This window comes from Micromonospora sp. DT227 (assembly GCF_049841835.1).
In the GTDB taxonomy this organism is placed as follows: domain Bacteria; phylum Actinomycetota; class Actinomycetes; order Mycobacteriales; family Micromonosporaceae; genus Micromonospora.
On sequence record NZ_JBNCLA010000001.1, the window covers coordinates 379,451 to 392,314 of the forward strand.

At 70.7% G+C, this 12,864-nt stretch carries 12 protein-coding genes; 7 read left to right on the forward strand and 5 right to left on the reverse strand.

Going from position 1 to position 12,864, the window contains the following annotated elements:
- Nucleotides 1-66: 66 nt before the first annotated feature.
- Nucleotides 67-513, reverse strand: coding sequence for a DUF5318 domain-containing protein (locus tag ACLQ2W_RS01920; protein WP_107162012.1), 447 nt, complete (start codon nt 511-513; stop codon nt 67-69).
- Between the two features lie 177 nt (nt 514-690).
- On the opposite strand from ACLQ2W_RS01920, the gene ACLQ2W_RS01925 reads away from it, so the two are divergent.
- Both ACLQ2W_RS01925 and ACLQ2W_RS01930 read left to right on the forward strand, forming a co-directional pair.
- The gene (locus tag ACLQ2W_RS01925; protein WP_107162022.1) at nt 691-1,329 is read left to right on the forward strand and encodes a PadR family transcriptional regulator; all 639 of its coding nucleotides are present in this window, start codon (nt 691-693) and stop codon (nt 1,327-1,329) included.
- Between the two features lie 23 nt (nt 1,330-1,352).
- Nucleotides 1,353-2,432 carry an inositol-3-phosphate synthase gene (locus tag ACLQ2W_RS01930; RefSeq protein ID WP_107162010.1) on the forward strand — a complete coding sequence of 360 codons (1,080 nt, stop codon included), beginning with the start codon at nt 1,353-1,355 and terminating at the stop codon, nt 2,430-2,432.
- A gap of 61 nt (nt 2,433-2,493) precedes the next feature.
- Here the strand turns inward: ACLQ2W_RS01930 and ACLQ2W_RS01935 are convergent, their stop codons facing one another.
- Together ACLQ2W_RS01935 and ACLQ2W_RS01940 are read right to left on the reverse strand one after the other, a co-directional pair.
- Nucleotides 2,494-2,682, reverse strand: a complete 189-nt coding sequence (locus ACLQ2W_RS01935) for a hypothetical protein (RefSeq protein ID WP_425784997.1) — start codon at nt 2,680-2,682, stop codon at nt 2,494-2,496.
- A gap of 460 nt (nt 2,683-3,142) precedes the next feature.
- Entirely contained in the window at nt 3,143-3,622 is a 480-nt protein-coding gene (locus ACLQ2W_RS01940) for a methylated-DNA--[protein]-cysteine S-methyltransferase (protein ID WP_425784998.1), read from the reverse strand.
- Between the two features lie 67 nt (nt 3,623-3,689).
- On the opposite strand from ACLQ2W_RS01940, the gene ACLQ2W_RS01945 reads away from it, so the two are divergent.
- Genes ACLQ2W_RS01945 through ACLQ2W_RS01960 form a run of 4 tightly spaced genes read left to right on the forward strand, consistent with a single transcriptional unit; the run spans nt 3,690 to nt 7,384 of the window.
- On the forward strand, nt 3,690-4,199 hold the full coding sequence (locus ACLQ2W_RS01945; RefSeq protein WP_107162006.1) for a SigE family RNA polymerase sigma factor: 510 nt from the start codon (nt 3,690-3,692) through the stop codon (nt 4,197-4,199).
- Complete coding sequence (locus ACLQ2W_RS01950; protein WP_425784999.1) at nt 4,196-5,287, forward strand: TolB family protein; 1,092 nt, start codon at nt 4,196-4,198, stop codon at nt 5,285-5,287. Before ACLQ2W_RS01945 ends, ACLQ2W_RS01950 begins: the two co-directional genes overlap by 4 nt.
- 41 nt (nt 5,288-5,328) lie before the next feature.
- Nucleotides 5,329-5,850, forward strand: coding sequence for an NfeD family protein (locus ACLQ2W_RS01955; protein ID WP_281933951.1), 522 nt, complete (start codon nt 5,329-5,331; stop codon nt 5,848-5,850).
- A gap of 25 nt (nt 5,851-5,875) precedes the next feature.
- Nucleotides 5,876-7,384, forward strand: coding sequence for a flotillin family protein (locus tag ACLQ2W_RS01960; protein WP_281933949.1), 1,509 nt, complete (start codon nt 5,876-5,878; stop codon nt 7,382-7,384).
- A 50-nt stretch (nt 7,385-7,434) separates the two neighbouring features.
- On the opposite strand, the gene ACLQ2W_RS01965 is transcribed toward ACLQ2W_RS01960, so the two are convergent.
- Nucleotides 7,435-9,012, reverse strand: coding sequence for a trypsin-like serine protease (locus tag ACLQ2W_RS01965; protein WP_425785000.1), 1,578 nt, complete (start codon nt 9,010-9,012; stop codon nt 7,435-7,437).
- A 268-nt stretch (nt 9,013-9,280) separates the two neighbouring features.
- Entirely contained in the window at nt 9,281-10,738 is a 1,458-nt protein-coding gene (locus tag ACLQ2W_RS01970) for a CCA tRNA nucleotidyltransferase (RefSeq protein ID WP_425785001.1), read from the reverse strand.
- Between the two features lie 132 nt (nt 10,739-10,870).
- Here ACLQ2W_RS01970 and murJ point away from each other — a divergent pair, with 132 nt between their 5' ends.
- Nucleotides 10,871-12,616, forward strand: coding sequence for a murein biosynthesis integral membrane protein MurJ (murJ, locus tag ACLQ2W_RS01975; RefSeq protein ID WP_425785002.1), 1,746 nt, complete (start codon nt 10,871-10,873; stop codon nt 12,614-12,616).
- Nucleotides 12,617-12,864 lie beyond the last annotated feature (248 nt).

The following is a 12,864-nucleotide window of genomic DNA, read 5'->3' on the forward strand; positions in this document are numbered from 1 at the left end:
TTACGCCTACCGGCTGTCGCGCGTGCCGCCCGGGTAACGGGCCGGCAGTGGTCGGGACAGCCGAGTTCACCGTTGCGCCTCTCGCCTTCGCCGGGCGGTGGAGCCGTCGGCCGCGGCCGACGCGGTCGCATCCGTCGCCTCGCCCGCGAGACCGTCCCGGCCGAGCAGGAACTGCTCGACGAGGTGGTTCCAGTCACAGCCGGGGCAGACCTCCACCACGAACACCTGGAACTCACGCAGCGTCATGGCCAGCACGGGCAACTCGGCCCGGGTACGCGCCTGACCCGCCGACTGCTTGAGTTCGTCACCGTAAATGTAGTGGACGTGGGTGAGGTTCTCGCTGCGGCAGATGGGGCAGCGGTGATCGGTCGGCTCGCCGTGGAAACGGGCGGCGTTCTTCAGGTACGGCGAGGCGTCGCAGACGTCGTACGTGCCGATCCGCCCGGCGAGGAGTTCACGCAGCACCGCTCGCTTCTGGAGCGAGTAGTCGACGACCTGGCGCTGCGTACGCATGCGGCAAAGGGTACGCGCTCCGACGAACCGAGGCGACCATGGTCACGATCAGTGAGGATCGCGTCGCGTAACCAGAGGTTTGCCCTGGCCACCGGTCTCGGCTACCGTTCGATGTATCGGCCCGATACATCGCGGCGGTTAAGCCCTCCGCGCAGGGGGAAAGAAGGGATGGCGCCCGTGCTCGAGTTCGCCATCCTGGGCCTCCTGCAGGAGGCTCCGATGCACGGCTACGAGCTACGCAAGGAGTTGACCGCCAAGCTCGGCGCCATCCGGGCGGCGATCAGCTACGGCTCGCTCTACCCGACCCTGCGACGGCTGCAGGCGGCGGGGTGGATCACCGAAGCCGCCGAGACACCCGCGACCGCCGAGGAGGTTCCCGCGCTGACCAGCCGACGCGGTCGGGTGGTCTACACCATTACCGCGGAGGGCAAGGAACGCTTCGCCCAGCTCATAGCGCAGGCTGGACCCGAGACGTACGACGACACGGGCTTCGGCGTGCACTTCGCGTTCTTCGCCCGGACCGACCAGGCCACCCGGCTCCGGATCCTGGAAGGTCGCCGTCGCAAGATCGAGGAGCGCCGCGAAGGTCTTCGTGACGTGCTCGGCCGGGCAGCCGAGCGCCTCGACGCGTACACCCTGGAACTGCAGCGCCACGGGCTCGACGCCTGCGAGCGCGAGGTCCGCTGGCTGGAGGAGCTCATCGCCAACGAGCGCTCCGGCCGGGCCCCGACCGCCCCGGATTCCCGGACGGTCGGCGGCCGAGGAGACAACGACAGCCCGCCCACGCCTGGAACGTCCAGGACAGAGCGGCCGTGATGAAAAAGAAGGAGGCAGACGCTATGGGCTCCGTCCGCGTCGCCATCGTCGGTGTGGGTAACTGCGCCTCGTCCCTCGTACAGGGCGTGGAGTACTACCGGAACGCCGACCCGAACGACCGCGTCCCGGGTCTCATGCACGTCACCTTCGGCGACTACCACGTCTCGGACGTGGAGTTTGTCGCGGCGTTCGACGTGGACGCCAAGAAGGTGGGCATGGACCTCGCGGAGGCGATCGTCGCCAGCGAGAACAACACGATCAAGCTCTGCGACGTGCCGCCGACCGGCGTCAGCGTGCAGCGCGGCCCGACCTTCGACGGCCTGGGCCAGTACTACCGCGAGATCGTCGAGGAGTCGGACGCCACGCCGGTCGACGTGGCCCAGGCGCTGCGCGACGCGCAGGTCGACGTGGTGGTCTCCTACCTGCCGGTGGGCTCCGAGCAGGCCGACAAGTTCTACGCCCAGGCCGCGATCGACGCCGGGTGCGCGTTCGTCAACGCCCTCCCGGTCTTCATCGCCTCCGACCCGGAGTGGGCCAAGAAGTTCGAGGACGCGGGCCTGCCGATCGTCGGTGACGACATCAAGAGCCAGGTCGGCGCCACCATCGTGCACCGCGCGCTGGCGAAGCTCTTCGAGGACCGCGGGGTCGAGCTGCTGCGCACGTACCAGCTCAACTTCGGCGGCAACATGGACTTCATGAACATGCTGGAGCGCAACCGCCTGGTCTCGAAGAAGATCTCGAAGACCCAGTCGGTGACCTCCCAGATCCCGCACGAGATGCAGAAGAGCGACGTGCACATCGGCCCGTCCGACCACGTGCCGTGGCTGGACGACCGCAAGTGGGCGTACATCCGCCTGGAGGGCCGCTCCTTCGGCGACACCCCGCTCAACGCGGAGCTGAAGCTCGAGGTGTGGGACTCGCCGAACTCGGCCGGTGTCATCATCGACGCCGTCCGCGCCGCGAAGATCGCGCTGGACCGGAAGATCGGTGGCCCGATCCTCTCCGCCTCCTCGTACTTCATGAAGTCCCCGCCGCAGCAGTACGCCGACCACGACGCGCACGCCGCCGTCGAGTCCTTCATCAAGGGCGAGATCGAGCGCTGACACGCTGACCTCAGCACATCGCGAGGGCCGGGTCCGTCGGGACCCGGCCCTCCGTGGTCGTTCAGGCCGTCGCCCGCAAGCCCGCCGGGCGTACGAAGATCGTCCGCCGGTCGACCGCGTCGCCCCTCGCGTCGAGCTGGTAGACGTCGAGCCAGCACCAGCCGTCATAGGTAACGAGGTCCTCCCGCACCCGGATGACCCGCGCCATGATCGATCGGCTGACGAACTGGAAGCTGGCCGTTCCGGTCACGTGAACCACGTCCCCGGCCCTGACTCGACGCTCACGAGCCGAACCGCCGCCAAGCCGTGATCCGGGCCCGCGCCACCTTGACGGCCGGACAACTCCTCCCGACGCGACACACCCGACAACGGCGGTGCCGGTGGTACGCCAACACCAGCCAGGCGGCCCGCACCAACACCGGTGGTCTCCGCCCGGTCACGATCCCGACCATCCAAGCGGTACGCACCTCGCACGCGCCGGTGCCCGCTCGCGCCCCGTGGTCCGGCCGGGTGAAGTGGGCGGGTGATCAAGGAGTTTGCGTCACCGCGAACTCCGCCACAAACCCTTGATCACCCCAAGAGGCGTCCGAGGAGCGGGATAGCGATCATGAGGTTGGCGGCGACAAATCGGACGGCGAGCGCCGCCAACTTCATGATCACCGCACCAGGGGCGGGGTGGGTGGGGCGGGGTGGGTGGGGTGGGGTGGGGGTCAGGACCAGGCGCGGCGCAGGGCGACGCCCGCCTCCAGCTCCAGCAGCGTCACCTTGCGCGGCAGCCCGCCGCCGAAGCCGACCAGCTTGCCGCCCGCGCCGACGATCCGGTGACAGGGCACGATCACCGGCACCGGGTTGCGGTTGCACGCCACCCCCACCGCCCGGGCCGCGCCCGAGTCACCGAGCGCGCGGGCCACCTCGCCGTAGGTGGTCGTCTCGCCGTAGGGGATGCGGGTCATCTCCCGCCAGACCGCGCGCTCGAACTCCGAGCCGCGCGGCGCCGCCACCGGCACGCCGAACTCGGTCAGCTCGCCGGCGAAGTAGGCCCGCAACTCGGCCACCGCCCGCCGGGCAAGGTCGTCGCCGGGTTCGTCGGAGGCCGACGCCATCCGGCCGAAGTGCGCGCCGCGTACGGCGTCGGCGTCGGTGCCGACGGAGAACTCCCCGATCGGCGAGTCGAGCACGGTCCAGCGCATGCCACCCATTGTCGCGCGGCGGGCAAAGTTTCCCCCGCCCCGGGCGTCTGAGACACGGAGGTGGACGGTGGCGGAGGTCGACGGGGAGTTCACCGCGTTCGTCAACGAACGAGGGCCGGTCCTGCTGCGGGTCGCGTACGCGCTCGCCGGCAACCAGCACGCGGCCGAGGACCTGCTCCAGAACGCGCTGGCCAAGGCGTACGCCCGGTGGCCCCGGATCCGCGGCGACGCGGAGCCGTACGTGAAACGGATCCTCTACCACGACCAGGTCTCCGGCTGGCGGCGGCGGGCGCGGCGCGCGGAGGTGCCGGTGGCGGACGTGCCGGAGCGGCCGGCGGTCGGGGACGACAGTGACCTGCGGATGCTGCTGCGGGACGCGCTCCGCGCGCTGCCACCCCGGCAGCGCGCGGTGCTGACGCTGCGCTACCTGGAGGACCTGAGCGTCGAGCAGACGGCCGCGCTGCTCGGCTGCCGGCCGGGCACGGTGGCCAGCCAGAGCGCCAAGGCACTGGCTCGGCTGCGGCAACTGGTGCCGGCCCTCGACGAGCTGACCACCCGGGCGGAGGTGACCCGATGAGCACGTCGCTGGAGGAGACCCTCCGGACGGCCGTACGCGATCTGGCCGACGGCGTCGCGCCCGCGCCGGACCTGGCGCTGCGGGCGCTCGGGCGGGGCCGGCGGCTGCGTCGCCGCCGACGGGTCGCCGCGACCGCCGCCGCGCTGGTCGCGGTGGTGGCGGTGACGCTGCCGTTCGTGCTGTTGCGTCCCCGTTCCGCCCCGCCGCCCACGACCCCACCGGTCACCGTCTCCCCTTCGCCGGCGCTCCGGGCCGAACCCGGCGCGAACTGGGCGGACCGGCCGCTGGTGCTGCCCGGTGAGTGGGTGGTCACCCGCGCCCAGGTGATGGGCGGCTCCGGCAGCGGATTCCTGCTCGACCGCGGGCGCGGGCGCTACTTCGCCACCGACAAGTACGACGGCATCTTTCCGGCGCCGACCGGCTCCCTCGTCGCGGTCCGCGACGACGACCGTCCCCGGGACGTCGGTCTGTTCGATCTGGCCACCGGAACGACCCGCTGGTACGAGGTGGGCCGGGCGCTCTCCACGCCGAGCTGGTCCCCGGACGGACGGCGGCTGCTGTTCACCACCAGCCAGCTCGACCACTTCGGTTTCATCGTGCTGGACCTGGACGGGAAGAAGAAGACCCATCCGGTGGGGCGGCTCGGCTGGCCCTGCGCCGACCGGTGCGAATTCACCTGGATGCCGGACGGCCGGTCGGTCGCGTTGACGTTGAGCAGGCAGAAGTCGGAGTCGTGGCCCCGGGACCTCGCCAAGGGGGTGCAACTCCTGTCGGTCGACGACGGCCGGCCCACCCGACTGGTCGAGCTGCCGGGCGGGCCGGTCGGCCCGGACGCCTGGTCGCCGGACGGCACGTTGGTGGTCGTCCAGGGGCATCAGGAGCCGCTGCTGGTGGAGACCGCGACCGGCCGGGTGGTGAACCCGCTGCCCAGCGCCGACGTCGCCTGGGTCACCGGCGACCGGTTGCTCTACCGCCGGCCGTTCGGCGCCGGGGACTTCGTGCTCGCCGACCGCACCGGCCGGGAACTGGTCCGTCAGCCGCTGCCGAAACAACTTGTCGACCTGGCGGTGACGATCGCGCCGTACTGAGTACCCGCTCAGTGTGGAGGACGTTGCACCGGGTCGATACCGTGCAGGTCGTGGCCACGGGGACGCTCATTTTCCTGATCATCGGCGGAGTGGGCGTCGGCGTGCTGACGCTGGCCCTGCTCGGCTCGGGAGTGCTGCACCTCGGTCACCCGGACGTCGACGGCCCGGTGTCGCTGGAGGCGGTCGCCGGGTTCATCGGCGCGTTCGGGTTCGGCGGCGCGATCGTCAACGAGATGCTCGGGGCGCGTACCCCCGGCATGATCGCGGCGGCGGTGGCCGGCGGCGCGCTCGCCGCCGTGCCCACCGGCTGGCTGGCGGCCCGGTTGAGCCGCGCGGCCCGCGACATGCGCACCGACCCGACCCCCACCCGGGACCACCTGGCCGGCGCGATCGGTCTGGTGGTGACCCCGATCCCCAGCGACGGCTACGGCGAGGTCCGGGTCCGCCTCGCCGGCCAGCCGGTCAAACTCAACGCCCGGTCCGACCGGCCGATCCCGGTCGGCGCCCGGATCTTCGTGGTCGAAGCGCTCAGCGAGACCAGCGTGCACGTCGAGACCTACTGATCCCTCCGCACAGACGGGAACCCCCATGCCCCTGCTCGTCGCCATCGGCGGCGCGGTCCTCCTCGCCGTCCTGCTCGTCTTCTTCGTGCTCTCCCGGATCAAGGTGGCCGGGCCCAACGAGGCGTTCATCGTCACCGGCCGCAAGGGCCGCACCACCCAGACCGCCGACGGCATCCGGTCCACCGACATGTCCGGGCAGAAGGTCGTGCTCGGCGCCTCGGTGTTCGTGCTGCCGGTGGTGCAGAAGCTCCAGTCGCTCGACCTGTCCAGCCGGCGCATCGACGTCGGCATCCGGGGCGCGGTGAGCAAGCAGGGCATCCGCGCCGACCTGCACGGTGTCGCGATCGTCAAGGTCGGCGGCACCGAGGACGCCATCCGGGCCGCCGCCCAGCGCTTCCTGCACCAGCAGGACGAGATCGACAACTTCACCCGTGAGGTGCTGGCCGGCGCGCTGCGCTCGATCGTCGGCCGGCTCACCGTCGAGGAGGTCATCCGGGACCGGGCCGCGTTCGCCAGCGCGGTGGCCGAGGAGGCCGAGCACTCGATGACCAACCAGGGCCTGGTGCTGGACACGTTCCAGCTCCAGGACATCCTGGCCGAGGGGTCCTACCTGGCCGACCTGGGCCGGCCCGAGGCCGCCCGGGTGCTCAAGGACGCCGCCATCGCCGAGGCCCGCGCCCGGCAGGCCGCCGAGCAGGAGCGGCTGCTCGCCGAGGAGGCGATCGCCGAGGCGAACCGGAACCTGTCGCTCAAGCAGGCCGGCATCCAGGCCGAGATCGACGCGGCGAAGGCGAAGTCGGCCGCGGCCGGGCCGCTCGCCCAGGCCGAGCGGGACCAGGCGATCCTCTCCGAGCAGCAGAAGGTGGCCGAGCGCAACGCCGAGCTGAAGCAGCGCCAGCTCGACACCGAGGTCCGCAAGCCGGCCGACGCGCAGCGGTACAAGGTGGAGCAGGAGGCCGAGGCGGCCCGTAACGCGGCGGTGCTGCGCGCCGACGCCGAGCGGCAGGCCACCATCGCCGCCGCCCAGGCCATCGCCGAGCAGTCCCGGCTCACCGGTGAGGGTGAGCGGGCCCGCCGCGCCGCGCTGGCCGAGGCGAACGCGATCGAGGGCGCCAAGGAAGGTGAGGCGGAGCAGCGCCGGCGGTCCGCGATCGCCGAGGCGGTCGAGCGGGAGGGCCAGGCCGAGGCCGCGGCCATCCTGGCCAAGGGGCAGGCGGAGGCCGACGCGATGGCCCGCAAGGCCGAGGCGTTCGCCGCGTACGGCGAGGCGGCGGTGCTGGACCTGCTGGTGAAGGTGCTGCCCGAGGTGGTCGGTGCGGCGAGCGCCCCGATCGGCGCGATCGACAAGATGACCGTCATCTCCACCGACGGCGCCTCGTCGCTGACCAAGTCGGTGGCCGGCAACGTCGCCCAGGGCCTCCAGCTCGGCAGCGACCTGACCGGCATCGACCTGGCCGGCCTGCTCGCCCGGCTGGGGTCCTCCCGCAACGGCGATCGGCCGGTGGACGGTACGGCGGTCGAGCAGAGTCACTGAGACGTGCGGGCGGGATGCCGAGATTTCGGCATCCCGCCCTCACGAGGCGCTCAGTAGGTGGACGTGACCCGGTCGAAGACCTCCCAGGCACCGATTGCCGTCCGGTTGGCGATCAGCGGCTTGGCACCGGCCGAGTCGGCGCTGACGTAGTTGCCGTTGGCGTTGGCCAGCAGGCTGGTCGTGCCGTCGCTGTTCGTGATCACCTTGAACTTCTCCCATGCGCCGATCGTCGTCGCGCTGGCGACGAGGGGTGACGTGCCGCCGGCGACGGGTGACGACACGTACCGCTTGACGTGGCGGGAGTAGAGCGCGACATAGCCGCCACCCACATCGATCTGGTCGAACTTCTCCCAGATGTCGACCGCGGTGCGGTTGGCGATCAGCGGGGCGGTGGTGGATCCCCCCATCGTCACGTACTTCGCGTTGATCCGGGCCCGCAGCGCGATCGGCGAGATGACGCCACGGATCCACGCCGCAGCGGTGTCGACGCGCACTTCGGTCACGTCGGAACCCGTGGCGGTGCTGCCCACGCAGCCACTCATCCAGCTTCGGAAGTGCACGCCCACCACCTGGCTCGTCCCACCGGTCGAGCGCAGAGTCGGACCACCCAGGTCACCCTTGCAGGTGCTGACCGGATTGTCGGACGCCCGGTTCATGATCATCGTGTCCGTGTCGATGCTCGACACCGTGTAGGCGCCGGTGTTCAACTGGCGGCTGACCCACTCGGTAGCCGTTCGTCCGTAGCCGGTCGCCACCAACTCCTCGCCGACCTGCGGAGCCTGGCTGGTCAGGACCGCCGGCACCACGCCGGTCGCTGGCGCGGCGAGCCGGAGCAGGGCCAGTCGGAGGGTGCCGTTGGAGACGGTCTGGCTGACAGTGGTCTCGAAGCCGCCTGTTCCGTCGACGTTGGCGCGGTTGAGGATCACCTGCGTCGGCGTCGGCGGGCCGGGTCGCGGTGGATCAGTGGAAAGATAATGCACGCAGTCATAGGCGGTCAAAACCCAGTAAGCATCCACCAGGGTCCCGCTGCACTCGCGGAATCCGTAGTTCGAGCTACCGGAAGGTATTCTCACCTTCGCTACGAAGGGATAGCTCGACGGAGCGCTCACCGGCGGTGCGCCAGCTCCGCTGAGCCGAAGTTCGAGCAGCGTGTTGGCCGGAAGTGCATTGCCATCTCCCGGGTTGATGGCCACACCAAGCCCCGGGTTGACGTCGTAGTCCTTGTTCGTCCCGTCCGGCAGGGCGGCAGTGGCCACCAATGCCTGGCCACCTGCGCGAACACCGAAAGTGCCCCCAATCCGCAAGGTCACGTAGCCCGTTGTGGCCTTCACGTCGAAGCAGTAGTAGTAGCCGTAGGGCGGTTCGGCCAACAGTTGCTCGACCTGAATCTGATCCGCACGGCACTGCTCGTCGTCGTCCACTGCGTGGCGAGCGACAATGCGGATGTTGCCATCACCCCGTGACACCGTGATCCCAAACTCCTGCTGCACGGCGGCAGCACCCGGGTAAGCATAGTCTTCGGTGTCGACGATCGGCATGGTCTCCGCCGCGCGCACCGGCCCCGGTGGTATCACGGCCAGAGCGCTCATCACAGCAGCAGCAAGGCCTAACCGCAGGACTTTTCTCACCCATTACTCCCCGTGTGAATTTCCGTTCGAGAACGGAACCAATTCAATCGTGCCGAAAACGCCGATCGGGGGGTGGCAGGCAACGAGCCAAAAGTGCGACCACCGACGCGTCGGGCATTGAATGCTTCGCCACGTCGGCCCCCCGTGTAATGACGTACGCGGATGACCGTAACGTCTCCACGCGATGCCTCACAAGAGGGCGTTTCACAGCGCCGGAGACGTCACGACCACCAGCCGAAGGACGGGTTGCGTCCTGTTCGCCGCGCGGTCAGCCGACGATGCCCTCGCCACGGGCCCAGCGCAGCAGCTCCGCCTCGGCCTCGTCCCGGTCCAGCGGGCCACGCTCCAGGCGCAGCTCCTTGAGGTGCGCCCAGGCGCGGCCGACCACCGGGCCCGGCGGCACGCCGAGCAGCTCCATGATCGCGTTGCCGTCCAGGTCGGGCCGGACCCGGGCCAGGTCCTCCTCGGCGGCGATCCGGGCGATCCGCTCCTCCAACGCGTCGTAGTCGGCCGCGAGCTGGGCCGCCTTGCGCCGGTTGCGGGTGGTGCAGTCGGAACGGGTCAGCTTGTGCAGCCGGGACAGCAGGTCACCGGCGTCGGTGACGTACCGGCGGACCGCCGAGTCGGTCCACTCGCCCCGGCCGTACCCGTAGAAGCGCAGGTGCAGCCCGACCAGCTTGACCACCTGGGAGGTGACGTCCTTGGGGTAGCGCATCGCCTTCATCCGGGCCTTGGTCAGCCGCGCACCGACCACCTCGTGGTGGTGGAAGCTGACCCGGCCGTCCGCGCCGACCGCCTTGGTGCCGGGCTTGCCGACGTCGTGCATCAGCGCGGCCATCCGCAGCACGAAGTCGCAGCCCTCCTCCTCCATCGACATGGCGTTGAGGACCACCGTGAGGGTGTGCTCGTAGACGTCCTTGTGCTGGGCGTGCTCGTCGATGGTGAGCTTCAGCCCGGTCAGCTCCGGCAGGAAGCGCTCGGCCAGGCCGGTGTCGACAAGCATGCGCAGCCCGGTCACCGGGTCGACGCCGCACAGCAGCTTGGTGAACTCGTCCCGGATCCGCTCGGCGGTGATCCGGTCGAGGTCGGACGCCATCCGGGTCATCGCGTCCCGGACGTCGGGGTGGACGGCGAAGCGGAGCTGGGCGGCGAACCGGGCCGCCCGCAGCATCCGCAGCGGATCGTCGCGGAACGACTCCTGCGGCGTCCCGGGGGTACGGACGACCTTGGCGCCGAGGTCGGCCAGGCCGCCGTACGGGTCGGTGAACCGGTGGTCCGGGAGGCTCACCGCCATCGCGTTGACTGTGAAGTCGCGACGCTTCAGGTCATCGGCCAGGTTGGTGCCGTACTGCACCACCGGGTTGCGGCTCACCTGGTCGTAGACCTCGGCCCGGAAGGTGGTGATCTCCAGGGTGAGCCCGTCGCGCTGGCAGGCGATGGTGCCGAACTCCCGCCCGGTCTCCCAGATCGACTCGGCCCAGCCCCGGATGACCTTGACGGTCTCGTCCGGGTGGGCGTCGGTGCAGAAGTCGAGGTCGTTGCCGAGCCGGCCGAGCAACGCGTCCCGCACCGATCCGCCCACCAGGTGCAGCTCGTGACCGGCACGGGCGAAGCGCCGACCCAGCTCGTCGGCGACCGGGGACACGCGGAGCAGCTCGGCGACGGCGTTGCGCTGCGCGGCGGTCAGCTCACGGCGATCGGCGGCGGAGGCGGAGGCTTCGGACATGGGATCGCCAGCCTAGCGGGCCGAGGGTGGATCGACCGCGCCGGGCGTGGGTAACCGGGCGAGGTTGACTAAGGTTCCGGTGGTGCGGGGCCGTCGGGGCCCGGTTCCGACATCCCCCTGGGAGGCTGGAAGATGAGCGGCGGCGGGCTCTACCGCAGCGCGAACGCGCACGGCGGCGGCCTGCCGCCGGACGACGGCGCGACCTTCATCTCGGCGGAGCCGCTGAACCAGCCGGGCGTCGAGTCGGTGGCGCCGCCGCAGGAGGTGGTCGCCGAGACCAGCGCCGCGGCGAACAGCGCGGTGATGGCGATCGGCAGCCTGGTCAGCCGCGGCACCGGCTTCATCCGCAACCTGATGATCGGCGCGGCGCTGGGCGGCGCGCTGGTCGGTGACGCGTTCACCACCGCGATCTTCCTGCCGAACCAGGTGTACGAGTTCCTGCTCGGCGGCGTGCTCACCAGCGTGCTGATCCCGGTGCTGGTCCGGCGGCGCAAGTCCGACCCGGACCGGGGCGAGGCGTACTCCCAGCGGCTGCTCACGCTCGCGGTGCTGGCGCTGGCCGCCACCGTGCTGCTCGCCCTCATCGCGGCGCCGGTGCTGACCGCCATCTACGCCGGCGGCAAGGACGCCGACTACCGCGGCCTGGTCACCAGCCTGTCGTACCTGATGCTGCCGATGCTGTTCTTCACCGGCGTCAGCGCGCTGATCGCCGCGGTGCTGAACACCCGCGGGCACTTCGCCGCGCCGATGTGGGCGCCCATCCTCAACAACCTGGTGGTCATCGGCGTCTGCGCGCTCTACATCGCGGTCTTCGGCGCCAACATCGTCCAGCCCGGCGAGATGAGCTGGGAACGGATCCTGCTGATCGGCGGCGGCACGCTGCTCGGTGTCGCGGTCCAGACCGCCGGCCTGCTGCCGGCGCTGCGCAAGGTCGGCTTCCGGTGGCGGTGGCGGTTCGACTTCCGGGCGCTCGGCCTGGCCGAGCTGGCCCGGCTCGGTGGCTGGATGTTCTGCTACGTCGGGGTCAACCAGCTCGGTCTCTTCGTGGTGGTCAACCTGCTCACCCGCGCCGCCGGCGGCAACAACGCCGGTCTGCTGATCTACAACAACGTCTTCCTGCTGCTGATGATGGCGCACGGCATCATCGCGGTCTCGATCATCACCGCGCTGATGCCCCGGATGAGCGCCGCCGCCGCCGAGAGCCGGTTCGGCGACGTCACCGCCGACCTGTCCCGGGGCACCCGGATGGTCACCGCGGTGCTGGCCCCGATAGCGGTCTGCTACGCGGTGCTGGCCGCGCCGATCTCCGTGGTGGTGTTCCGGTACGGCGCGTTCACCGGCGACAACGCGGTGGCCACCTCGACCGTGCTGCTGGTCGCGGCGCTCGGCCTGGTGCCGTTCGCGGTCAGCCAGCTCTTCACGTTCGCGTTCTACGCGCTGCCCGACACGCGCACCCCGGCGCTGATCAACATTCCGGTGGTGATCCTGCGGGTGCTGCTCCAGGTCGGCCTCTTCCTGATCTTCTCGAACACGTTCGCGGCGGCCGGGATGATGCTCGGCAACGCGGTGTCGTACCTGGCCGCGGCCATCATCTCGGCGATGCTGCTGCGCCCCCGGGTGGGCCGGATCGGGTTGGGCCGGATCATGCGCACGCTCGGCCGGGTCGTGGTGGCCGCGCTCGGCGCCGCGCTGGTCGGGCTGCTCGTGCTCGCGGTGCTCCCGGGCGACCCGGCGAAGCTGAGCTGGTTCGCCGCCGCGGTGCAACTGGTGGTCGGCGGCGCGGCGATCGGCGGCACGTACCTCGGGCTGGCCATGCTGCTGCGGATCGGGGAGATCACCGAGGTGGTCGGCATGGTGCGACGGCGGCTCGGGCGCTGAACGCCCACCCGTGACCGACGGTGAACGAGGATCACCAGGCTGGGGATACGGCTGTGGATAACTCGGGATTCCGCCGTCCAGTGGGCCTCTCGGCCTGTGGACAACCAACCGTTAGGACGAGGGTGCCCAGGCCGGGACGGGGAAAGCACCGGCGCGCCACACCGGTACGCCCCTGCGCCGATCACTTGCCGTCAACCTCTAGATTGGCGGTGCGTGTTCGCTGCGACTGGCTTCCCGCCCGCCGCAGC

Excerpts from the sequence above, each read along its gene's own strand:
- ACLQ2W_RS01920 (WP_107162012.1), bottom strand. The coding sequence starts at position 513 with ATGCGTACGCAGCGCCAGGTCGTCGACTACTCGCTCCAGAAGCGAGCG.
- ACLQ2W_RS01930 (WP_107162010.1), top strand. The coding sequence starts at position 1,353 with ATGGGCTCCGTCCGCGTCGCCATCGTCGGTGTGGGTAACTGCGCCTCG.
- ACLQ2W_RS01940 (WP_425784998.1), bottom strand. The coding sequence starts at position 3,622 with ATGCGCTGGACCGTGCTCGACTCGCCGATCGGGGAGTTCTCCGTCGGC.
- ACLQ2W_RS01950 (WP_425784999.1), top strand. The coding sequence starts at position 4,196 with ATGAGCACGTCGCTGGAGGAGACCCTCCGGACGGCCGTACGCGATCTG.
- ACLQ2W_RS01960 (WP_281933949.1), top strand. The coding sequence starts at position 5,876 with ATGCCCCTGCTCGTCGCCATCGGCGGCGCGGTCCTCCTCGCCGTCCTG.
- ACLQ2W_RS01970 (WP_425785001.1), bottom strand. The coding sequence starts at position 10,738 with ATGTCCGAAGCCTCCGCCTCCGCCGCCGATCGCCGTGAGCTGACCGCC.
- murJ (WP_425785002.1), top strand. The coding sequence starts at position 10,871 with ATGAGCGGCGGCGGGCTCTACCGCAGCGCGAACGCGCACGGCGGCGGC.